The organism is Candidatus Methanarcanum hacksteinii, from assembly GCF_964305265.1.
Taxonomy (GTDB): domain Archaea; phylum Thermoplasmatota; class Thermoplasmata; order Methanomassiliicoccales; family Methanomethylophilaceae; genus Methanarcanum; species Methanarcanum hacksteinii.
In genome coordinates, this window is record NZ_CAYATA010000002.1 from 486,374 (window position 1) to 509,405 (window position 23,032).

Here is a 23,032-nt window from a genome sequence, read left to right on the forward strand (position 1 = left end):
CAAAAAAAAAAGAATGAGGTTGGACCCGCATGGAATACATGCGGACCTCGGACCTCATTTGCGTTTGTTGGATTTCTTTTTCTTTCCTTTCTTCTTGGAACCCTTTTTCTTGACTTTTGCAACCATCGCACCGATCACTGCGAGTATGATCGCACCAATCCCTATCGCAGGAGCATTCTCAGTGACGATCTCGGATATGTTGACCTCATCACTCGGAGGTGCGGAATATCCTGGTATGATGTATCTTCCAGTGTTACCAGATTGATCCTTCACTCTGATGTAGTTGACATCATCTGAATCTATGGTGAACGTTGTACCCGTGGATGATGAGATCACCTCATTATTCACATTATATGATGACCACTCCACAGTGCCTGTGGTGCCTGTTGCCGTGAATGTTTTTCTGGCAGCATCGGGTTTGACGGTGATCGTATCCGTCAGTTTGTAGTTGTAATCCCAATCGCTCATGTATGAATCCAAGTAGAATTGTGTGATCTCCTTGGACTGCAGATACAATCCGCACTCTCTGTTGTTCATGAACGCGTTATCCGTCCAATTGACAGAGGACACCCAAACGGTATCATCGATGATCACGCCCTTGTTGTGCATCGTTTGGTATCCTGATCTGGTCATTCCCGCGGATTTTACATTAGTTTCCGTGTTGAGTTTTTCGATGAAATCCACATTCTTGTCTTTAGTGACCATGAATCTCGCATCGACCCCTCTATCTGATGCTTTGATCATCGCAGAGAGCGGAGATGTCGTTGCGAATGTCCTAAAGGATGAACCTATGTCCATCTGTTCGGTGTACACTCTCGTATCTGCATTCTCGATCAGATACATGAGTGCCTTGAACGTGTTGTCCGGCGACATGTAGATGCTCGTACCTACATTCTCATAGGTCTTTGGAGCATAATCCACAGAATTGACATACGATTCCACTGTTGACACGGTAGGCAACGTCTTCGCAGTCACATCCGGATATTTCTTGTCGAATAAGAGGAAGTCGTCATTGAATTTCCAATCGTTCATGAAGAACTCATTCATCTGTGAAGCGAATTCCTTACCATAAACGACCGCACCCCATCCTCTGTTGCCTTTGGTGCTTATGTTCCCATCGGTCCAGTTCTCGGATGTTATTATGACCTCTTTATCATCAATTATGGCGTATTTGTTGTGGACATAGCTGTATCTGTCATATGTCCCTCCGCCGATGAATTTCACTTCTGCACCAGCATCGACGATGGTCTTGAGAAGTCCCCCATCCTGTTCATAACCGAGAGGTTTGTTCTCGAGTATCAATTGCACATCGACGCCTTTCTTCTCGAGATCAGTCAATACCGAACAGACATATGCGCTCGTGAGCATGTATATCGAGATCTTCACGCTCTTCGTCGCACCCATCAGGGACTCCAGGACAGGTTTACCGCCGCATTCAGGGAACGTGAATGGTTTCACATCTGCGGATACTGTCTTCGTATCAGCGAATGATTTCGCTGTGTATCCATTACCTACGGCTGCCCAATCGAAGTATGTGTTCGTATCTGTGGGCTCTACCCTTCTGATGACGTGTTCCTTGAACCCGAGATCGACAGGAATCCCCGTCCATCCATCGGATGCGGTATAGTTTCCGTAGCATACGACATCCACGAGATTGCCCGATCTGTCGTAGAGATATACTGCATCGCCGGAGTTCTTGAGGGCGATCGAGGATGAGTTGACCATTACATTGCGTGTATCCGTCTTCTCACAGAACCAATCCCCATCAACCGTCTTCTTCACCAATGCGACGGTATTCCCGGAAGAGACCTTCAGAGGCTCGAACCTGTATTCTTTGCCACTGCTGTTCTTCACCACGTATCCATCGATATCGATGGCCTTCGAGCTGTAATTTTTCAGTGCTATGCCGTCCGTGGCATCCTTGGGGTCCAATTCGAATAGCAATATTCCGTCATTCGTCATTCCTACTGCATCCGATGAATCGGATACGCAGATCGGGAAGGCCGAGAATATCATTATCGTGACCACTATAATCGAGATAGCATCCCTGTATCTGACCATGTATGCACATCGGTTTATCGGTTAAAATCATTGACTTCAGCGTACCTGTCGTTGATGGATGTAGGATGTGGTGAAGATCGTGAAAGACAGCGAACGATTGAAGCAGTTTTATTAATCGTTCAGATATCCTTGCGATATGCAGTCAGAGACCTTGCTCCTCATCGCCTGTGCTGGCGCGGGCGCCGCTATCGGAGGGATACTACGTTTCTCCGCATCGAAGGTCATAGATTGTTCTGAGTTCCCATGGGCGACGTTCGTTGTGAACTTGATCGCTTGTTTCCTCGCGGCATTCGTCACGATGAGATTCGGGGGTTCGATCAGCGAATCATTCAGGGTGTTCTTCACAGTGGGTATCATGGGCGGTTTGTCTACCATGTCCACCTTCGCTAACGAGACTGTGGAGATGCTGTACGTCGGGAATTACGGGTATTTCGCCTTTAACGTGTTCCTGAATGTAGCTGTCTGCATATTTGGTGCCATAGCAGGAAGGGAACTTGCGCTGATATGAACTCATCCGGATGGCGTGAAATCCTTGGCCGATTTGTATGCGATCGATACTAAGACCAATGATGCGGCCATCAATATCGAGAACATCAGATATGTCCATGAGTAGTTCCCTGATGCATCGAATATCATGCCTGGGAGGAACGAGCCTGCCATGATCCCGAATTGATATCCCATCTGCAGCCTCTTGAGATTGATCGGATATTCATCCATGGATGTGAAATCAGCTGTCCAATTAGGATATCCTAGGGAAATGACCGGATATCCTATGCCCATCAGCATGAGTGAGGTGAACATCAGCCAATTCTCGCTGATATTGCAGATCATGAATCCTCCGAACAATCCTAGGACAGTGAATGAACCGAACAGCAATGTGGCGAAGAGCGTTCCTTTCCTGTCCACAGCCTCCCCGAATACAAGTTTACTGATCAACAACATCACGCCGAACAGAGAGATGCCCAATGCGACCGTCATGTCATCCAGACCAGCTGTGGAGAAGTTCAATGCGAAGTGAGATGTCGCAGGGAAACCGCATATCCCTCCGAACGTTGCAGCGATCATCAACAGTATTATCGCAGTATGGGAGAGATGGAATCTCTTCTTCTCTTTAGTATCCGATTGGATCTCCTTCCCGCCCAACGGTTCAAGGCCGATATCGGAGGGATCGTTCTTGACGAGCAGGAGGATCAGTATGGCAGTGATTGCCATGAACACTGCTTCCATGAAGAACGAGATGTTGAGGCCGATGTTCTCGATGATCGTCTCCAGGATGGGCGAACCGATGGCGATGGACAATCCGGAACCAGAGGAACAGATGGATAGGGCCAACGCACGGTTCGTGGTGAACCATCTCCTCATGAGGAGGGATGCAGGCAGCATGAATCCCAACCCATATGTCACTCCTCCGAATATCGAACCGATGTAGTAGATGTACTGTGTCCCGTCAGCCAAAGTGTAGATCAGGAACGCGACACACCCGGATGCGACAGCAACGAACATACCGTTGCGCAGACCGAGTCTCTTGTAGAATTTGTCAGCGAAACATGTGGAGATGAATGCCACTGCACTGCACACGGTGATGATGGCCGATGTCTCTGTACCCGACATCCCATAATCCCTGTGCAACGCATTGATGCCTATCGACATGCCTGTGCTGACCAATGAGGCGCCGAATATCATCATCATGCAGACAGCTACGATGAGCCATCCGTAATGCACTCTGCTCCTCATGCTGTGTCGAACGTGTATCGAGTATATACCATCATGTTCACGGTATTATGTATCTTTTCTATACTTCCCATCAAAATCGCATCATATGCGAAGGAGCCTTTGTGTACAGTGCGATGAGTTGCGGAGTTCAGGCAATGTTATAAATGGATTATCTGTTCCACCCAATCATGAAAGCATTGGAAGACTACGTGACAACGATCCCGGACTTCCCGAAGAAGGGGATAATGTTCCGTGATGTCACGACCATACTTAGCGATAAGGATGGGTTCAAATTAGCCATAGACGGCCTCATCGAGGCGTTGAAGGATGTTGATTTCGACCTGATCCTTGGTTCAGAATCCCGTGGATTCATCTTCGGCGCACCGGTTGCATATGCTATGAACAAAGGCTTCATCCTTGTCAGGAAGAAAGGCAAATTGCCGAGAGAGGTGATATCCGAGGATTATGAGCTCGAGTATGGCTCGGCTACGCTCGAGATGCATGCCGATGCTGTGAAGAAGGGTCAGAAGGTTGTGATCATAGATGACCTCGTTGCCACCGGCGGTACCACTCAGGCAGTGATCAGGCTTGTGGAGAGGGAAGGCGGAAAGGTCGTCAAGATCGGTTTCGTCATGGAACTCGAAGGCCTGAAGGGAAGAGAGAAACTCAAAGATTATGATGTGTTCTCTCTGATAAAATATCCCGGTATCTGAATGGATGGGTGGGGTTCTAAACCCCATCATTCCCTGTTCGTAAGAGCAGAACGTAATTTCTTACCTGTCTTCCTACGGTTCATAACGTAGTTTATGAGATCGTTACCAGTGAGTTCCACGCTGGACGGTCCAGAACGTACGAAGAACGTTTCCGTCTTCTCCTTGGTATTCTTCAGGAATGCAGGGGTGGATGTCGGTGTGCAATCGAATCTCATCACTATCCTGTCTTTCCCATCATCCCTCTTGCCGTAATCTATCTGTTCGAATTTGATGAATGGGATGAATTCGTTACCGATCTGTGATGCGATGACGTTGGTGACATGGAGGTTCAGTTTGTCACGGTTCTCGAATCTCTCTATGTCGATACCCATGATGTTCCCGTTATCCTCCACTCCGACGAGCAATGTGCCTCCATCGGTGTTCAGGAAGGCAGTGATGGTCTTGAGGACGGCCTTCTCCATCCTCTTATCTATCTCCCCGGTCTGAAGATTGGTCATCAATGTGGATTTGAATTCCAATCTTCCGGATTCTCCCTTGTCTATGAGATCCTTGGTCTCCTCTGCCCTATCGACAGCGATACCCATCAACGTGGAGTTGTTCGCAAGGAATCTGTCCACAGTGATGGTCATTATCCTGTTCTTGCTGTCGATCATGTAGAGTATCGTTATGAACAGACAACCGAAGGCGATCCATATCGCATCATCCATGAGTGAGTTTATGTCCTTGCTTATCAGGTTCGCATTCACGTGATGTACGATCATCATCCAGATCAGGACTGATGCAAGGCCGAATGTCAGAGCCTCGATCGCAATGATGATAGGCTTCTCATCAACGAATCCAGGCCTCTTACCAAGTGAGATGTATGCTATTATCAGACCTATCAGCGATAGGACGACACCTGCAAGGAATGAGCATAGGTTGGATAGTATGTATGAATTGGGTATCATCGATGCGACGAGGGAGACGATCATCGTCACGATCACGATGAATATCAGCATAGGCGGGACGTGGATGAACTCCTTGTCGTAGAACAGCATCATTATCGTGATGACCAATGTGGGGATGGCTATCACGACATCCCCTATCTCTCCAACGTATGAACCAACAGCGATTATGGCGGCGGTCGCGATGGCGAACAGTGCATACCACGCCCTGGTCATCTTGGAGATCCTTTTCAGTCTCATCGTTTCATTCGTAGCAGGTATGGATTCGGGACCCATGTCCGCATTCTGTTCTTCGACATTCATCGTCTCACCGAACGTTATCGCTTGTATAAATCGGATATCATTGTCCGTTTTCTTCAAGATATGCTTTCATACTGTTCATGTACAATGTAGGTTGATCCTTCCCTATGGCATGGCCTGCGTAGGGAATGACGGACAATCTGGAGCCTTTGACCATCTTGACATATTCGTTGATGGTGTCGATCGTGACCTCGTCGCTGTCACCGCACATGAAGAGTACGGGGACATCTATCCTTTGCAAATCGGATGTAAGGTCGAAATCCTTCATCGTTCCTTCGCAGACAAGGTCATTCGGCCCCCACATGGATAGGAAGACGTCATTCTGAACGGTCTGTCCTGCCGCGATAGCTATCTCCCTGTTGATCTCGCGTGTGAACAGGAATCTTGAATAATATTCGGACATGACATGCTGATAGTTCTCTATCGATCCCTCTCCGCGCATGAATGCTTCCATTTCCTTACGATATTCATCAGGAAGCCTTTCCATATTCCTCATCTGATCCGTCATCCATCTTTCGGATGATATGAACGGGGATGGGAGGATCATCAATTCTATCCTCTCGCAACCATATCTCGCAGCATATCCTACGGCCAATCCTGCTCCCCAGGATGCACCGATGAGGATGACCTTCTCGAACCCCATGCCCTCGATGAATTCGTTGAGTTCCCTGTAATAATCCTCTTGATCCCATGAGGATAGGTCGGATATCCTGTCCGATCTCCCGCACCCCATCTGATCGTATGTGTAAATGGGATGTTTGAGATGCATCTTCCTTCCTCTGGTGGTGTTCGCACCGTCACCCGGCCCTCCATGGAGGAAGATGACAGGTATCCCATCCAGGTGCGTGTTGTATTGGTAGTATGCGATCGTTCCATTGGATGTCTTGAACGGTTGTGCATCATTGTCATCATCGTCGGATACAAGATCCCAAACCTTGTCATCTATCCATTTGGAGATGTCGGATAACATCCCTTCGAATGATAACGCTCTGCCTTTCTCGACGAATTCGCAGACTCCCCAATACGTCCTATCGGTCTTCAACGATACTGTGTACGAGAATCTCCTGTTCACTCCTATGGTGCATAGGAAACCGTTCGCGTATGCTGTGTACCTATCCTTTCCGAAGGATCTCCTGTCCTTCTTCATCAGGAACATGGCCGTATCAGTCTCAAGATAGAATGTATCGGGATTCTGCATGATATCGCCCTCACATACGTGACCGATTGGATATAGTTTACAGGTGTATCACTCATTCTTTCATCGCTGATAGGTAACGTTTTTAATATCATCCCACTGTCGAAGGGGTATGAGCATCATCTATCGTTACGGGAACGAATATTACATCAACATGACCAACAGATGTCCGTGCAGATGCGTATTCTGTCTGAGGAATACGACACCAGCCCTTGGCGATGCGGAGACCCTGTGGTTGGACCATGAACCCACTGTAGATGAGGTCATTGATGAATTGCGTAAGGTCGATCTCTCGATCTCTGATGAGATCGTGTTCTGTGGATACGGTGAACCTACCGTTCGTTTCGACGATCTCAAGGAATGTGCACGCAGGATCAAGGAAGAGTTCCACAAAACCGTGAGAGTGAACACCAACGGACTCGGCAATCTGATCAACGGCAGGGATATCGTGCCTGAGATGGAAGGGGTGATCGATGCCTTATCAATAAGCCTCAACGCATCCAATGAGGAGGAATATCTTGCTCTGTCGAGACCATCTTTCGGACCGGGATCGTACAAAGCGATGATCGATTTCACGAGGGAATCCAAGAAAGTGGTCCCGAACATCACGATGTCCATCGTAGGCGAATCCATAAGTCCGGAATCCGAGAAGGAATGTGCAAGGATAGCTGCCGAACTGGGAGCGACGTTCAAGGTAAGGGAATCCGTCTGCGGTAAGATATTAATCAAATGATTCGGCTGAACGGTGCGATATCATGTCTTCAAAGACTTTGACTATAATCGCACTGTTAGCCATCATCGGCATCTCCACGGGTGCGATAGTCGCGATCCTGGCGCAGGATGATGCAGATACGTATGGCAATACGTATACGATAACATACGAGTTGAACGGAGGCATCGCAGATCCGAACTCGCCTTCAACATACGTCTCTGGTACGGTGACCGATCTAGGCTGCCCTACTAACGAGAATAAGGATGTGGCATTCTTCGGTTGGTATCTCGATAAGGAATGTACGAAGAATCTGTTGTACATCCCATCGAAGATGAGCGGCAATCTCACACTGTATGCATTATGGGATGATGGTTACGAGGGACATGGATACAAGTTGGATACATACACGAAGAGGACGGAGACGATCTTCGGCAATATGGCCTATCAGTATGAATCGTTCGGTACATATTCGCAGATATTCCTTGCTTTCGAAAGTGATGACAAGTACTTGTATCGCGAGATCAGGGAGACGAAGTTATCCTCAGGTCAGAGCAATGTGATCAGCACTGTGAAGTGGAATACTGATAAAGATGATGATGACAAGGATGAATACGACCAGTCGGATGAAGAGGTCGTAACATTGGATCTCAACGGTTGGAATGTCGCCGCCAAATGCATCACACTCACATTGAAAGATAATAGCACAGTATCCCACGTGGAGAAACAATACTACATCTACGATTGGCTTCTCATAATGGTGGATTCTAATTACTCAAGCGGTAACGTCGTTGTCAACAGCATATATCAGATTGATAGCATACTCTCGGAGGATATTAAGAACGAATATTCGATCAAGGTGTATTCCGGGGACGGTATCGATGTCACTGGTGCAGGGACATATAACATTGGATCACCAGCAGAGTTCACAGCGACAGGCGATGACTTCCTTGGATGGTATGATGAGGCAGGGAATCTTCTCTCCACCGATAATACATACAAGATAGAGAAGGTCCTTTCAGATCAATCACTTTATGCATACAATTCGAAGATATGCGACATCACAGAGGATTGTGGTAACTCATTGACGGTCACCGCAGAGGATGTCGAGAATGTCACATGGACTCTCCGTGATTCATCCAACAATATCGTCAATGAATCCGAGGGCGAGAGATACAGCTACACATTCGAGACTGTGGGTAAGTACACGTTGACGTATTCTGGAGATAAGAATGAGAAGTTCTTCGGAAAGATCCTAACAATCATCGCCGACGGTGTCGATAATAAGACATTCGATTGGTCATATGGCGGGAAGGATTACAGTATAACACTCGGCATAAGATATTCTGATTATCACACATACAAGACGGACGATATAATCAGAAGTCAGGGGACGACCGAACATGACAAGATGTTCGTGACATCCGATGACAAGTATGTGAAACAGATCGCCGAATACATATCGGGTGCGACCGTAGGCCTCGATAAGGCTGAGGTCGTGAACGTTCTCCTGAGATTCACGCAGACCATCCCATACATGTACGACAGCGAATCAGTCGGACAAGAGGAGTATTGGAAATATCCTTTGGAGACGTTGTACGATGGTAACGGCGACTGTGAGGATACATCGATCCTCTTCTGTGCCGTCGGAAAAGCTATGGGGTACGATACGGCATTGATGCTCTTCAGCGGGCATGCCACTGGTGCGATAAGTATCGCAGACATGGGATATGACACATCGGACGTGAAACTGAAGACAGAGAGGGTCGGTGCAGGCTTCTTCTCTAGAGTGGTATCATATTACACCATTGATAACAGCGACATCTCGACATACGTCTACAGGGAGAACATCCCAACGACGCCTTCATACTATCTCTACTGCGAGACGACAACGATAGACGATGGAAAAGGCAACGAGTTCAGAGTGGGTGACGTACCTTCGTACACAGGCAGAGCGTACTACGATGCATACAGCTGTTACAACGTTCTCAAAGTGATCCCGTGCTGATCGTTGAATGAGACGATATGTCAAGAACGATCCTTGCTCCGTTCATGTGGGCGGGGCAAGGATCCTGCATTGACAAGAAAAACCACTTACACCATTTATATCCAATATTGCAATCACCGACCCATGGTGAAATCAGTCAATGCTGCACACATCCTTGTGAACAAAGAGGATGATGCGAAGAAGATTATGGATCGTCTTGAGAAGGGAGAGGATTTCGAAGCTCTTGCGAAGAGATTCTCCAAATGCCCCTCAGGCAAGAAGGGAGGCAACCTCGGATGGTTCGGAAAAGGTGACATGGTCAGGGAATTCGATGAGGCATGCTTCAACGGTAAGAAGGGTGATGTCATCGGTCCTGTCAAGACAGAGTTCGGTTACCACGTAATCCTGATAAAGGATCAGAAGTGAATATCATGTTCCGATGATGTTATTCAACATCATCGGACAAACATCTTCCAATGAACATTATTGCGATCTTTCAATCATCCTCTTCTTTTGATGCAATGGAACGACCGTATCGCACCGATAGGTAAGCGGTTAATATTCGTGCGTCCATCACCACAGCAGTGATAGGATGGCAAAAGAGAAGACCAAGTCCAAAGGCAAGGAGCTCGAGGAGAAGCTTCTGAGGAAACCTAAGACGATAGGTGAGAGCAATCCCGACTTCCTGAAGGAATCGATGGAATTCTGCGAAGGCTACAAGAAATTCCTTATGAACAAGACCGAGAGGGAGGTCGTTGACTACACGATACCACTCCTCGAGGAGAATGGTTACAAGGAATTCGTTCCAGGCACTAAATACAAGAGCGGTTCGAAGATCTACTTCAACAATCGCGGAAAGAATCTGATAATGGTCACTGTCGGTAAGAAGGGCGTATCCGAAGGAGTGAGGATCGGAGCTAGTCATATCGATAGTCCAAGACTCGATTTCAAGCCCGTCCCATTGTTCGAGGACAGCGATCTGGCATATTTCAAGACACATTACTACGGAGGCATCAAGAAATATCAATGGTCCGCAATACCGCTCGCTCTTCACGGCGTTGTCATCCTCAAGGATGGAAAGAAGGTGAAGGTCGCTATCGGAGAGGAGGATGACGATCTCACATTCTGTGTGACGGATCTCCTTCCGCACCTCGCAAGGGATCAGATGAAGAAGCCCGCCACAGAGATCATAACGGGCGAACAGCTCAACATCCTCATAGGCAGTTGGCCGTTCAATGACGATGAGGCATCACAGAAGGTGAAATTGAACATCGCCAACACGATATTCGAGAGATACGGTATCGATGAATCCGATTTCCTCTCAGCAGAACTCTGTGCCGTGCCGGCATTCAGGCCTAAGGATGTAGGATTCGATAGGTCGATGATCGGAGCATACGGTCAGGATGACAGCGTATGCGCATATGCTAACATCATGGCAGAGATCGACACTAAAAATCCAGAATACACCACGGTCACGGTGCTTGCGGATAAAGAGGAGACGGGATCGGATGGACCCACAGGCCTCAGTTCGATGTTCCTGATCGATTTCATCGAGGAGTTCGCATCAGCATACGGCGTTGAACTTAGGCATGTGCTTGCGAGATCCATGTGCATCTCATGCGATGTCAATTCAGCATACGACCCTGCATTCGGGGAGAACTACGAGAGGATGAATTGTTCATACATAAATCGCGGACCATCGATATCCAAATACGGAGGTTCCGGAGGAAAATACTCCACGAACGATGCATCGGCCGAGATGATGGCATTCATCCGTAAGACGATGGATGAGAACGGGATCGTATGGCAGGTCGGAGAGCTTGGAAAGATCGATAACGGCGGAGGAGGAACGGTCGCGATGTACATCTCATCGCACAACGTGGATACCGTCGATTTCGGAGTTCCCGTGCTCTCTATGCATTCGCCGTTCGAGGTCACATCGAAGGCGGACATCTACATGCTGTACAAGGCGATGAAGGCATTCTATCTCACCAAGGACAGTAAGTATTGAAACAAGCGGTGGGGTAACACCCCACCTATATTCTGTAAAAAAATACATTCATTCATACCAACCCGACTTCGAACAAGTATGGCACCATTGTGCGACTACATGGCGCGATACATATAGTGGGTTTTTTATCATACATGCGTATTGTGAGACTAGAGGCGAAGAAATGACCTTTAAGATGGCCGTACCAAACAAAGGAAGGCTTCACGACAGGACAATAGAGCTCCTTCTCAAATCGGGACTCGATCTCGGAGAGGATTGGGGCAGAAGATTATACGTGACAGCCAAGAATCAGGACATAGAGATACTGTTCGTCCGTGCACAGGACATCCCAAGATTCATAGCGATCGGTTCAGTGGATCTCGGTATCACCGGACAGGATCAGATTGCTGATTCAGGATTTGTACTCAAAGAGGTTCTGGAATTAGAGTTCGGACATTGTCGCCTCTCCGTAGCTGTGCCGGAACAGTCCAACATAAGGACGGTCGACGACATCAAGGATGGATGTCGCGTAGCTACGTCATTCCCTAACGTTACGAAGAGATTCTTCGATTCCAAAGGCAAGAATGTCGAGATCGTGAATGTATCCGGGGCTGCAGAGATCATGCCGTACATCGGCGTATCTGACATAATCGTCGATCTCGTCTCCAGCGGAGCGACGCTCAAGACGAACAGGCTCATGGAGATCGAGACCTTGGTCACATCACAGGCCGTGATGGTCACATCGGAGAAAGCGATGGAGGCCAACAGTGCGAGGATAATGGACATCGTGAACTCCGTGAAGAGCGTCATCGATGCTGAGAACAAGAAGTATCTGATGGCGGATGTGCCCGTATCCCAACTCCCTGAGATAGACAAGCTATTCCCAGGATTGGCCGGCCCCACTGTGATGAATATCAGCGGAAGGACGGACATGGTCGCGATCCACGTCGTTGTTGACAGTAGCACCATATTCGATTCGGTCAACAAGTTGCAGAAGCTCGGTGCGAAGGGAATCCTCACACTTCCTATCGAAAGGTTGGTGCTGTGATGCTCACAAGGGACGTCATGAGGAGCACGACCAGGGGATTCGAGAGATACTACAATCCTGTCGTCGGCAATGCGGTCAGATTGGACACGAACACCAACGTTCTTGGCAGCAACCCTGCCGCATACGAGTTCCTGAAACACCCTGTGGATGGATTGGACGGATATCCGAACACATATTCGGACAACCTCAGGGATGCATTGGCTGGACTCTATGGTCTGGAGAGGGAGAATTTCGTCGCCGGTAACGGTTCCGATGAGATGTTGGATCTGATATTCAAGACGTTCACGGAATGGGGAGATATGTCCACCATACCGGCCCCTTCCTACACATTGTACGATTACTTCATATCAGTGAACGGAGGGAAGACGAGTTTCGTGGATCTGACAGAGGATTTCCAACTCGATGTCGATGCCATGTTGAAACCCAAGTCCAAGATAATGCTCATACCGTCGCCCAACAATCCTACAGGGAACACGTTCAGGTCGAAGGATCTTGAAGAGATATTGACGAACTTCGACGGCATAATGGTCGTTGACGAGGCATATGCGGAATATGCAGAGGATTCGATGCTCAAGAGAGTGAACGAATTCGATAATCTGATCGTATTGAGGACATTCTCCAAGGCTTACGCCATGGCGGCATTGAGGGTCGGATACGCTGTATCGAATCTGAATGTCGCAGGCATGATGAACGACGTCAAGATCCCTTATTCATTGGACAAGATAAGTGAATTGGCGGCCACAGCCGCTGTCAAGGATCAGAGTTTCATCGAGAGGAGCGTATCGATGGTCAAGGAACAGAGACCATTGCTCATGGACGGCCTCAGGAAACTCGGATTCGAACCATTCCCCTCCGATGCGAACTTCATACTCGCAAGGGCTCCGATAGACCACAAGGTACTTGTGGACGGATTGAAGGAGAAGGGAGTGTTGATCCGTGATTTCGGTTCCAAGAGAAGGACAGAGAATTGCGTCAGGATGACCGTCGGTACGAAAGAGCTCAACGATATGCTCTTAGAGAAGATGGCTGAGGTGATTGACGGATGCTAAATGTGACCATCGCTGATTATGGCGTTGGTAATCTTCATTCACTCAGGAGAGCATTGGAGAGGTGCGGGGCCAATGTAGAGGTCACGTCGGATATGAGGAAGGTCACTGAGGCGGAATGCATAGCATTCCCCGGCGTAGGTGCGTTCGATAAGGTCATGGAGAGCATCCTTCCTGAGAAGGATGATATATTGGACAGGTTGAGATCAGGGATACCATGCCTTGGGATATGCATAGGCATGCAGATTCTGATGGACGGTTCGGATGAGGGCAGACTCCCTGGATTGGGTTTCATCAACGGAAGGGTGGAGAGGCTCAAGGCCAAACAGATACCTCAGATGGGATGGAACACAGTGGTGTCCGACGATCCGATGTTCGATGGGATCGACAACAGATTCTTCTATTTCACCCACTCATACTACGGGAATCCGACGGAGCGGTCCACGATAAAGGGATACTGTGAATATGAAGGAATAGATTATCCTATATTCTTCAGGAAAGGGAATTTCGTCGGTTCGCAATTCCATCCCGAGAAGAGTAGCAGATCAGGCATGAGATTCCTTGAGAATTTCATCCAATTCGCGGAGGGAGCGCTATGATGGTCATACCCGCAATAGACATGTTGGATCACAAGGTCGTACAATTGGTCGGTGGCGTACCTGGAAGTCAGAAGGTCACCATCGACGACCCATTGACCGTTGCAAGGTCGTGGCTGGAGAAGGGGGCGAAGTATCTGCACCTCGTGGATCTCGATGCCGCTTTCGGGAAGGAGAACAACATCCCTGTGATCAAGAGGATCATATCGGAATCCGACGTACCTGTGGAGGTCGGCGGAGGCATAAGGGATGAGGCCACGATAAAGGAGCTCATCGATATCGGCGTGGACAGGGTGATCATAGGTACGAAAGGCATCAAGGAGCCAGACTGGCTCGCTGAGATGGTCAACAAGTATCCTGGGAAGATCGTATTGTCCCTTGACACGAAAGGCGGCAAGATAACCGTGAAAGGATGGCAGGATGTCGCATCGATAACGTTGGATGAGATGTTCGATAGGATCAAGGATCTACCGCTTGCAGGCGTGCTCAACACGAACATAGATGTCGAGGGTCAGGGCAAAGGTATCGATCAGGCTCAGGCATCCGATTTCATAAAGAGATGTCCTCATGAGGTGATAGCATCCGGAGGAGTGACATCCTTGGATGATGCGAAGCTGTTGGACAGATGCGGGGCACCCGCCGCAGTCGTCGGTATAGCGATATACACAGGTCTTTTGGAGCCTTGGACATGGGAAACACCCTGGATCGCCAAGGGATGATAGACATCAAGTCATGTTTATGTATGTAATCGGACATTGTGAGGTAATATGAAGATGCCATGTGAGTTGATCGTATCAGAGATACTACCTACGGCCAGAGGGGAGTTGGCAAGGCAATTGGTCATCAGGCATGGCCTGACCCAAGCGAAGGTCGCTAAGATGTTCGGGGTCACGAGTGCAGCGGTCTCTCAATACATCAAGGGCCTGAGGGGTGGCAACTCATACATCGAGAACAGCATCTACAGGGTTATGTTCTTCAACAAGATCGTATCGTCCGCCGATATGATGATCGAAGGCGCGAATTTCGCAGATGTGCTATGTGATATCTGCTGTTTTGTCAAGAGCATCGGCATGGTCGACGAGATATACGCGATACAGGGCGCTAAAGAGGATCTGAACAAATGTCTCGAGTGTCCACGCGATAACTTCAATCCATGAACATCTTCAGGACGGCTTCTCCGTCCGGTGTGATCCTCATCATCCTTTTGGAAGTCCTTTCCGCCCATCCGTTGTGTATCCATTTATCGACGAAGTTACGCTGATAGTTCATCAGTGTGTTCTGATCTGGTTTCTTCGAACCCATGGAGTAGTTGCATTTGATGAGACCTAGTTCAGAGAGTTCTGGTATTATGGCAGCGGCGCTGATAGGCTCTTTGTTGTTAAGGCGCCTCTTCAATATCCATAAACCTTTGATCTGACCCTTATCAGGCATCTTCATGGTGAAGGTGGAGATCAGTGTGGGTTCCCTGACGGACATGGATAGGCCGACCGGGCGTCCGTCATCGAAATAAACGTCCTTTATCCTGTCAGGGGACACGGTGTATCTCTCTGTAGGTACGTTGAATGGCATGACCCCTTCATGCATCATGGATGCCATCAGTGATGCTGCAGAGTATTCCGATGTTCCTGCAGACACATTGACGTAGATGTCCGGCCTGATCTCGGCACGTTCGATCTCATCCTCCATGATCCTGGAGACGACATTCATCATCTTCGCGAAATCGAATACCTCCGCATTATGTTCTACGATCTCGCATCTCGGTATCTCCTCGGAGATACGGGCACAGACCTCATCATAGAATTCTTGGTATATGTCATCGGATTTCACATAGTGGATCAGGTGCACTCTGCTGGCTTCGTAGTGGACTATGGGTGAGACCACTTTGGCGACATCGAATGTAACGCATGAGATTACGATCCTGTCCTTCTTTCCGGATGCCATACGTATCTTCTACAGATATAACATTATAAATGTTATTGGGATGACATCGCTTAATTTTTGATGAAAATGAATATTTTTCGCGTGATTTTAAACTCTAAAGACCGCAGATTGAAGGCTCGCTAGTAAAGTATATATGTTGGATAACTAATCCATCCACAGGAGAAACATCTTACATCCGTTGCGCCAAATCTATTCCTCCAATTTTTTGTAACGGATGGTCTCTATTCCTCTCTTTATAAGTGTTAAATAAGACGATGCCGTACGTATCGATGTTGATATATCATGGCAGACAGGATCGCAAAGATTGAACGTAAGACACGTGAAACAGATATCGCGGTCGAGCTCAATTTGGACGGAACGGGTTCGTTCGATGTTGAATGTGACATCCAATTCCTAAAACACATGGTCGAGACGTTCGCAAGGTACTCGAATATAGACATAATGATGAGGGCCACAGGAGATAACGATCACCACTTGATCGAGGATGTAGCTATCAGCATAGGGAAAGCATTCGCGAAGGCTCTTGACGATTCTCCGATAGAGAGGATGTCCACGGCAACGGTCGTAATGGATGATGCTATGGTCATGACATCATTGGACATCGTTGATAGGCCATATTGCGAGACAGACATTCCCGATCCGTTGTATCAGCACTTCATGAGGAGCTTCGCCATGTCTGCAGGCATAACGCTCCACATATTGCAGTTCAGAGGATTCGATGAGCACCACATCATCGAAGCATCATTCAAATCGATGGGCAAGGCATTGTGTGCCGCATTGGTCAAACGTGATACGGAACTGAGTACCAAAGACAAGGTCAAGGTGAACTGATGTTGGCTAAACGTATCATCCCATGTCTTGACATGAAGGACGGCAAAGTCGTCAAAGGTATCAAATTCAAGAATCTAAGGGACGTTGGATATCCGCCGGACCTCGCTAAGGAGTATGAGGGACAGGGTGCGGACGAAGTTACGTTCTTGGACATCTCCGCATCGGTCGAAGGCAGGAAGACGATGCTCAACATCGTGACGGAGACTGCGGAGAGATTGACCGTTCCTCTCTGTGTAGGAGGAGGGATATCATCCGTGGATGATATGAGGAAGGCACTGAACGCAGGTGCGGACAAGGTATCGATCAATTCAGCCGCCGTGATGAATCCCGATATGATAACAGGGTGTGCGGAGAACTTCGGAAGGCAGTGTGTCGTCGTTGCGATAGATGTGAAGAAGAAGGACAATGGGTGGACGGTCGTCACACACGGCGGTACCAAGGATACGGGACTCGATGCATTGGAGTGGGCACAGAGGGCACAGGACCTCGGTGCAGGAGAGATCCTCTTGACATCGATGGATGCCGATGGTGTGAAGACAGGATATGATATACCCGCTACAGCTGCGATCGCGGATGCGGTCAGCATACCAGTGATAGCCTCAGGCGGATGTGGTAGTGTGGAGCACATCTATGAGGTGTTCACACAGACGAATGCGGCAGCAGCATTGGCCGCATCGATATTCCACTTCAAGGAATACACCGTAGGGGATGTGAAACAGTATCTCAAGGATAGAGGGGTTGTTGTCAGATGACCGATCTGAAATACGATTCGAATGGTCTGATCCCAGTGATCGTCCAGGATAGCACAACAGGCGAGGTGCTCATGATGGCCTGGTCCAATGAGGAGGCTGTCCGTCTCATGAAGGAGACGGGATACACCCACTTCTGGTCCAGGAGTAGGAAGAAGCTCTGGAAGAAGGGAGAGGAATCCGGACATGTGCAGAGGATCGTATCCATGCAGACGGATTGTGATGCGGATACGTTGCTCGTAAGGGTGAAACAGGAAGGTGTTGCATGTCACACAGGAAAACCATCATGTTTCTACGACCTCATCTATGGAGAACTCGATGAGACATCCGCCATAATCCCCGATCTGAAGAGGGTTATCCACGACAGGAAGGTCAATCCCGAGGAAGGGAGCTACACTGTCAAGTTATTCAACGATGAGACCAAGATGTGTAAGAAGATAGTCGAGGAAGCGGCCGAATTCGTTCTTGCCATAAAGGACAAGGAGGAGGATGAGGTGGCATGGGAACTCGCCGATCTCATCTACCACACGATGGTCGCCATAGAGAAGACAGGACTTCCGATGGAAGAGGTCTACAGGAAATTATCGGAGAGGGCACAATGAGAGCAGAACTCCACACTCACAGCACATTCAGCGATGGTGAATTGATCCCTGCAGAATTGGTCAGGACGGCCAAGACCTTGGGTGCAAGCGCAATCGCGATAACGGATCACGTGGACATGACCAATGTGGAGCATGTCGTCAAGAATGTCATCAGGGCTGTGGAACTCACCGATGATTCGATAAAGGTCATCCCTGGCGTGGAGATAACGCATGTCCCTCCATCCAAGATGGACAAGGTGATCGCAGATGCGAGGAGATTCGGAGCGGAATGGATCGTTGTGCACGGGGAGACCGTGGTCGAGCCCGTGGAATGTGGGACCAACATGCAGGCTGCGAAGAATCCTGATGTGGATGTGTTGGCACACCCTGGATTCATCACCGAGGATGAGATGCAGTTCGCCAAGGACAATGATGTACTCATCGAGATAACCGGAAGGAAGGGTCACAACATCACTAACGGCTATGTTGTGAATCTCGCAAGGAGATTCGGGGCAAAGATGATCATCAATTCCGATGCGCACGCTCCCGAGGATCTGATGTCCGAGAAGGATGCATACATCGTCGCATTGGGCGCAGGTCTTTCAAAGGATGAAGCTGACCTTGCGATACAGAAAACACCTTTCGATGCGATAAAGCATCTGTGAATAGGGTGAACCGCCTCATACGGGCGGGCACCCCTTGTTTTATACGCCCACGTTATTCATGTGGTCATGCCTAAGATCGGAATAATCGGAGGGACCGGAGTATACAATCCGGAGAGATTCGAACTCAAGGAGAAAGTATTCCCGGACACACCTTTCGGAAAGCCTTCGGATGAGATATTGATCGGGAAGATCAACGGTGTGGAGGTCGCTTTCCTGCCGAGACACGGTAACAATCATCAGTATCCTCCTTCGAGCGTACCATACAGAGCTAACATCTACGCTCTGAAGAAGCTCGGAGTGGAGATAATCGTATCACCATGTGCTGTCGGTTCATTGAGAGAGGATTATGTGCCAGGGGATATGGTGATCGTCGATCAGATGATAGATTTCACCAAGAAGAGGGATTACACATACTTCATGGACAGCACGGTTCACATGGCCATGCCGGAACCATTCTGTCCCCAGGTGTCCAAGGTATTCGACGAGTGCGCGAAGGAGATGGGCATACCATACCATATGGGCGGAGCATATGTGTGCATAGAGGGCCCAAGATTCTCTACAAGAGCGGAGAGTAGGATGTTCAGGATACTCGGCGGAGACCTCATAGGTATGACCTTGGTCCCCGAATGTCAACTCGCAAGGGAAGCGGGAATGTGTTACTGTTCACTCGCTACAATCACGGACTATGATGCATGGAAGGAGGAGACCGTCACAATGGAGATGGTCGTCAAAACGATGGCGGAATGTCTTGACAAGATATGCAGGATACTCGAACTCGCCCTTCCAAGGCTTGAGGGATTGCCTGCATGCAGTTGCATCGATGAGCCTACGGCTAGCGGTGCGATAGAAGGATTCAACAAGATCTGAGGATTGTTTCGGAAACTATCTCGATCATCCTTGAACAAGGATTCGGAGTGGATATGAGGATCATTATCGAAGGCACGGTCCAAGGGGTCGGTTTCAGACCTATGGTACAGCGTGTGGCCTCTTCCTTAGGTCTCAGGGGGAGGGTATGGAACGACGGTTCCAAGGTGATGATTGATGTAGATGATGCGGATGCGTTGATCGAAGGCATCAAGAGGAGTCTCCCTCCGTTGGCGATCATCGACAGGATAGAGATATTGGATACACCAATGCCCGATTGCACATCGTTCTCCATAGTGCATTCCGAACATAGAAGCAAGGGAGTGAGCATACCTACCGATACCGCAGTTTGCGATGAATGTCTCAAGGAGATGAGGTCAGAGGGTAGGCGTAAGGGTTATGCGTTCACCACATGTACCAACTGCGGTGCGAGATTCACATTGTTGTCATCATTGCCGTATGACAGGGATAATACTGCTATGGCGAAATTCCCAATGTGCGATCCATGTAGGCGCGAATATGCGGATATGGCAGATAGGAGATTCCATCATCAGACCGTATGCTGTCCAGATTGCGGCCCAAGATATCGTATCGTGGACGGGAACGGTTCAGGGATCGATGGCGATCCGATACCAACCTTCGCCAAATACATGGATTCAGGAAGGATCGGGATCGCTAAGAGTTGGGGCGGGATGCACATTTGCACTGTTCTTGAGAACATAGATCGTCTGAGGGAATGGTATGGCAGGAAGGAGAAACCCTTCGCCGTGATGGTCAGGGACATCGATGTTGCGGAGAGGTATGTGGAACTGACATCCAAGGAGAGGGAATTGTTATTATCTCCTAACAGACCGATAGTCCTTGTCGATAAGATCTCCGAGGATATCTGCAGAGGGTTGGCCCCAGGATTGGACAATGTGGGGATATTCCTTCCATACACGGGGATGCAGCACATATTGTTCGATTGTCTGGAGCATGATGCTCTGATAATGACATCTGCTAACCTTCCAGGTGAACCCATGGTGCTGGAGGATGACGGCATAATGTCTTTGGGTGCGGATGTGTATCTCCTACATGATCAGAGGATAATCAACCGTGCGGACGATTCTGTCGTCAGAGCATACGGCGATAGGGAACAGATCATTAGGAAATCCAGAGGTTACATCCCTTCATACATCAAAGTGGACTCGAAACACTCCGCTGTCGGAGTGGGAGCTCAGGAGAATCTCACAGCGACCATCGCATCCGACGGCAGGATGTACACTACGCAGCACATCGGGAACGGGGAGTCGTTCGGTGTGGTCGATTATCTGGAATCTGCAACGGATTCATTCATAGATCTGCTCGGATGCAGACCAGAAGCGATAACGATGGATCTCCATCCAGGATATGTCAATAGACGGTATGCTAAGACATTGTCTGAGAGATTCGGTGCGAAGTTGATCGAAGTTCAACATCATTGGGCCCATGCAGCATCATTGATGGCAGAGAATGATGTCGATGATGCGGTCGTCATCGCTGTCGATGGGACAGGACATGGTGATGACGGCCAGGCGTGGGGAGGAGAGGTCCTTCACACAACATATGATCATTATGATAGACTCGCTCATCTGGAATACATACCATTGATCGGTTCCGAAAGGGCACTCCATGACATAAGGAGATTGAAGTTCGCCATCGATGAGATCAATGGTGTGGACACCGGCATCGTTCCGGAGAAGGATGCACAGATCATGAGGAAGATCATCCCGAACAGCATCGGCTCGTCATCCTTGGGAAGGATATTGGATGCCTTGTCATATTGGTTGGGCGTATGTGATGTTCGCACATATGATGGGGAACCGGCAATGAAGATGGAACCTCTGTTGAGAAGAGGTACGATGTTAGAGGGTTATGAGACATACACGGAGTCCGGTGTCATCAAGACCGCACATCTTTTCAACGATGTTTCGAGTGAAGCGAAGAAAGAGGATGTCGCATATTCCATCGTCAGATCGATAATGGACGAGATGGTCAATGTGGCCTGTGACGATGCTCAGAATAGGGGCATAGATGCGATAGGCATCACAGGCGGAGTGTCATATAATGGGCCGATAACCCAAATGTTCGAGAATGCAGTCAGAGCGAGAGGCATGAAACCGATCCTGCATAATAAGGTGCCGAATGGCGACGGAGGGATATCCGTCGGACAGGCGATCATCGCGTTGAGATCATTGGATTGAGCTTCTCCTACAACAAGAGGGAGGTCCTTCGTGATGTGGACATATCCGTGGATGAGGGTGAGATTGTTTCCTTGTTAGGCTCCAATGGAGTGGGTAAGACCACGTTGATGAAATGTCTGTGTGGGATCCTGAAACCGTCCCACAGGAAGGTGATGGTCAACAACACCGATCTATCGAACATCTCGCTCAGGGACCGTTCGAAGCTGATCGCATACGTACCGCAGAGGTTTCCGCGCATCCATTCCACAGTGATGGACTACATACTCGTCGGCAGACGTCCGTACATAGATGTCAACATCAGGAAGGAGGATATGGGCGTGGTGTGGGAAGTGGTCCACGCCATGGATCTGGATAGGTTCGCTGTGAAATGTCTGGATACACTCAGCGGAGGGGAGTTCCAGAAGGTTCAGATCGCCAGGGCACTGGTGCAGGAGGCGGGAACGCTTCTGCTTGATGAACACACTTCCAACCTAGATATCTCCAATGCGTACGAGACTATGCATATTATCCGCGACATAGCCCGTGAGAGGAATGTTGGAGTGATAATGATTGCTCACGATTTGAACATGGCAATCCACCTGTCTGATAGGCTTGTGCTCACGAAGAACGGAACCGTATTCACCGAGATCGCCAACGATGGGATGACAGAGGATATCATTCGTGAGGTCTACAACATCGACACCAAGGTGGTCGATGGAGCAAGCAAGCCGTACGTTGTTCCAAGGGATTGATATTCAGTACGGGTCGATACTCACGATCCTTTCATTTCAAAGCGATACGGTTCGCGATCCAAACATCTTTCTCATCGTTTTTCACATCATTATCTGACAAAGGACGTTGGATCCAGGATCGTAGAACAAATTCATTTATAGCTACC

At 48.8% G+C, this 23,032-nt stretch carries 23 protein-coding genes; 18 read left to right on the top strand and 5 right to left on the bottom strand.

What is annotated here, in order from left to right; translation table 11 throughout:
• Positions 1–54: 54 nt before the first annotated feature.
• Positions 55–2,061 carry a phospholipase D-like domain-containing protein gene (locus tag ACI2NF_RS03385; protein ID WP_400211064.1) on the bottom strand — a complete coding sequence of 669 codons (2,007 nt, stop codon included), beginning with the start codon at positions 2,059–2,061 and terminating at the stop codon, positions 55–57.
• Positions 2,062–2,197: 136 nt separating this feature from the next.
• Here ACI2NF_RS03385 and ACI2NF_RS03390 point away from each other — a divergent pair, with 136 nt between their 5' ends.
• A complete protein-coding gene (locus ACI2NF_RS03390; protein WP_400201720.1) occupies positions 2,198–2,569 on the top strand; it encodes a fluoride efflux transporter FluC in 372 nt (123 codons plus the stop codon).
• Positions 2,570–2,571: 2 nt separating this feature from the next.
• Here the strand turns inward: ACI2NF_RS03390 and ACI2NF_RS03395 are convergent, their stop codons facing one another.
• Positions 2,572–3,795 carry a nitrate/nitrite transporter gene (locus ACI2NF_RS03395; protein WP_400150753.1) on the bottom strand — a complete coding sequence of 408 codons (1,224 nt, stop codon included), beginning with the start codon at positions 3,793–3,795 and terminating at the stop codon, positions 2,572–2,574.
• Positions 3,796–3,962: 167 nt separating this feature from the next.
• Between ACI2NF_RS03395 and ACI2NF_RS03400 the strand changes: the two genes are divergently transcribed.
• Positions 3,963–4,487: an adenine phosphoribosyltransferase gene (locus tag ACI2NF_RS03400; RefSeq protein WP_177971487.1), complete on the top strand. Its 525-nt coding sequence runs from the start codon at positions 3,963–3,965 to the stop codon at positions 4,485–4,487.
• A 26-nt stretch (positions 4,488–4,513) separates the two neighbouring features.
• On the opposite strand, the gene ACI2NF_RS03405 is transcribed toward ACI2NF_RS03400, so the two are convergent.
• The gene (locus ACI2NF_RS03405; protein ID WP_400150755.1) at positions 4,514–5,734 is read right to left on the bottom strand and encodes an RNA-binding domain-containing protein; all 1,221 of its coding nucleotides are present in this window, start codon (positions 5,732–5,734) and stop codon (positions 4,514–4,516) included.
• Positions 5,735–5,771: 37 nt separating this feature from the next.
• Entirely contained in the window at positions 5,772–6,929 is a 1,158-nt protein-coding gene (locus ACI2NF_RS03410) for a proline iminopeptidase-family hydrolase (protein ID WP_400211065.1), read from the bottom strand.
• Positions 6,930–7,038: 109 nt separating this feature from the next.
• On the opposite strand from ACI2NF_RS03410, the gene ACI2NF_RS03415 reads away from it, so the two are divergent.
• The 9 genes from ACI2NF_RS03415 to ACI2NF_RS03455 all read left to right on the top strand — a co-directional run bounded on the left by ACI2NF_RS03415 (position 7,039) and on the right by ACI2NF_RS03455 (position 15,459).
• Positions 7,039–7,659: a TatD family nuclease-associated radical SAM protein gene (locus ACI2NF_RS03415; protein ID WP_400147831.1), complete on the top strand. Its 621-nt coding sequence runs from the start codon at positions 7,039–7,041 to the stop codon at positions 7,657–7,659.
• 22 nt (positions 7,660–7,681) lie between these two features.
• Complete coding sequence (locus ACI2NF_RS03420; RefSeq protein WP_400211066.1) at positions 7,682–9,643, top strand: InlB B-repeat-containing protein; 1,962 nt, start codon at positions 7,682–7,684, stop codon at positions 9,641–9,643.
• A gap of 69 nt (positions 9,644–9,712) precedes the next feature.
• Positions 9,713–10,048 (top strand): peptidylprolyl isomerase, encoded by a 336-nt coding sequence (locus ACI2NF_RS03425; protein ID WP_400150765.1) that lies wholly within the window; start codon positions 9,713–9,715, stop codon positions 10,046–10,048.
• A gap of 166 nt (positions 10,049–10,214) precedes the next feature.
• The gene (locus ACI2NF_RS03430) at positions 10,215–11,633 is read left to right on the top strand and encodes an aminopeptidase (RefSeq protein WP_400211067.1); all 1,419 of its coding nucleotides are present in this window, start codon (positions 10,215–10,217) and stop codon (positions 11,631–11,633) included.
• Between the two features lie 163 nt (positions 11,634–11,796).
• Entirely contained in the window at positions 11,797–12,660 is an 864-nt protein-coding gene (gene hisG / locus ACI2NF_RS03435) for an ATP phosphoribosyltransferase (RefSeq protein ID WP_400147837.1), read from the top strand.
• Positions 12,660–13,709 carry a histidinol-phosphate transaminase gene (gene hisC / locus ACI2NF_RS03440; RefSeq protein ID WP_177971491.1) on the top strand — a complete coding sequence of 350 codons (1,050 nt, stop codon included), beginning with the start codon at positions 12,660–12,662 and terminating at the stop codon, positions 13,707–13,709. Before hisG ends, hisC begins: the two co-directional genes overlap by 1 nt.
• Positions 13,703–14,305: an imidazole glycerol phosphate synthase subunit HisH gene (gene hisH / locus ACI2NF_RS03445; protein WP_400150767.1), complete on the top strand. Its 603-nt coding sequence runs from the start codon at positions 13,703–13,705 to the stop codon at positions 14,303–14,305. The genes hisC and hisH overlap by 7 nt, the downstream gene beginning before the upstream one ends.
• A complete protein-coding gene (gene hisA, locus ACI2NF_RS03450; RefSeq protein ID WP_177971478.1) occupies positions 14,302–15,021 on the top strand; it encodes a 1-(5-phosphoribosyl)-5-[(5-phosphoribosylamino)methylideneamino]imidazole-4-carboxamide isomerase in 720 nt (239 codons plus the stop codon). The genes hisH and hisA overlap by 4 nt, the downstream gene beginning before the upstream one ends.
• A 54-nt stretch (positions 15,022–15,075) precedes the next feature.
• Positions 15,076–15,459, top strand: coding sequence for a transcriptional regulator (locus ACI2NF_RS03455; protein WP_400201727.1), 384 nt, complete (start codon positions 15,076–15,078; stop codon positions 15,457–15,459).
• Here the strand turns inward: ACI2NF_RS03455 and ACI2NF_RS03460 are convergent.
• Complete coding sequence (locus ACI2NF_RS03460) at positions 15,449–16,243, bottom strand: HFX_2341 family transcriptional regulator domain-containing protein (RefSeq protein ID WP_400150772.1); 795 nt, start codon at positions 16,241–16,243, stop codon at positions 15,449–15,451. The two genes, ACI2NF_RS03455 and ACI2NF_RS03460, sit on opposite strands and share 11 nt — an antisense overlap.
• Positions 16,244–16,525: 282 nt before the next feature.
• Here ACI2NF_RS03460 and ACI2NF_RS03465 point away from each other — a divergent pair, with 282 nt between their 5' ends.
• From ACI2NF_RS03465 to ACI2NF_RS03495, 7 genes are all read left to right on the top strand, one after another.
• On the top strand, positions 16,526–17,074 hold the full coding sequence (locus tag ACI2NF_RS03465; RefSeq protein WP_400150774.1) for an imidazoleglycerol-phosphate dehydratase: 549 nt from the start codon (positions 16,526–16,528) through the stop codon (positions 17,072–17,074).
• Positions 17,074–17,826, top strand: coding sequence for an imidazole glycerol phosphate synthase subunit HisF (hisF, locus tag ACI2NF_RS03470; protein ID WP_400150776.1), 753 nt, complete (start codon positions 17,074–17,076; stop codon positions 17,824–17,826). Before ACI2NF_RS03465 ends, hisF begins: the two co-directional genes overlap by 1 nt.
• A complete protein-coding gene (gene hisIE / locus ACI2NF_RS03475) occupies positions 17,823–18,425 on the top strand; it encodes a bifunctional phosphoribosyl-AMP cyclohydrolase/phosphoribosyl-ATP diphosphatase HisIE (protein WP_177972115.1) in 603 nt (200 codons plus the stop codon). Before hisF ends, hisIE begins: the two co-directional genes overlap by 4 nt.
• Entirely contained in the window at positions 18,422–19,069 is a 648-nt protein-coding gene (locus ACI2NF_RS03480; protein WP_400147851.1) for a histidinol phosphate phosphatase domain-containing protein, read from the top strand. The genes hisIE and ACI2NF_RS03480 overlap by 4 nt, the downstream gene beginning before the upstream one ends.
• A gap of 66 nt (positions 19,070–19,135) precedes the next feature.
• Positions 19,136–19,936: an S-methyl-5'-thioadenosine phosphorylase gene (gene mtnP, locus ACI2NF_RS03485; RefSeq protein WP_400150778.1), complete on the top strand. Its 801-nt coding sequence runs from the start codon at positions 19,136–19,138 to the stop codon at positions 19,934–19,936.
• A gap of 53 nt (positions 19,937–19,989) precedes the next feature.
• Complete coding sequence (gene hypF, locus ACI2NF_RS03490; protein ID WP_400211068.1) at positions 19,990–22,155, top strand: carbamoyltransferase HypF; 2,166 nt, start codon at positions 19,990–19,992, stop codon at positions 22,153–22,155.
• A complete protein-coding gene (locus ACI2NF_RS03495; protein ID WP_400211069.1) occupies positions 22,152–22,886 on the top strand; it encodes an ABC transporter ATP-binding protein in 735 nt (244 codons plus the stop codon). The genes hypF and ACI2NF_RS03495 overlap by 4 nt, the downstream gene beginning before the upstream one ends.
• The last annotated feature ends 146 nt before the right edge of the window (positions 22,887–23,032 follow it).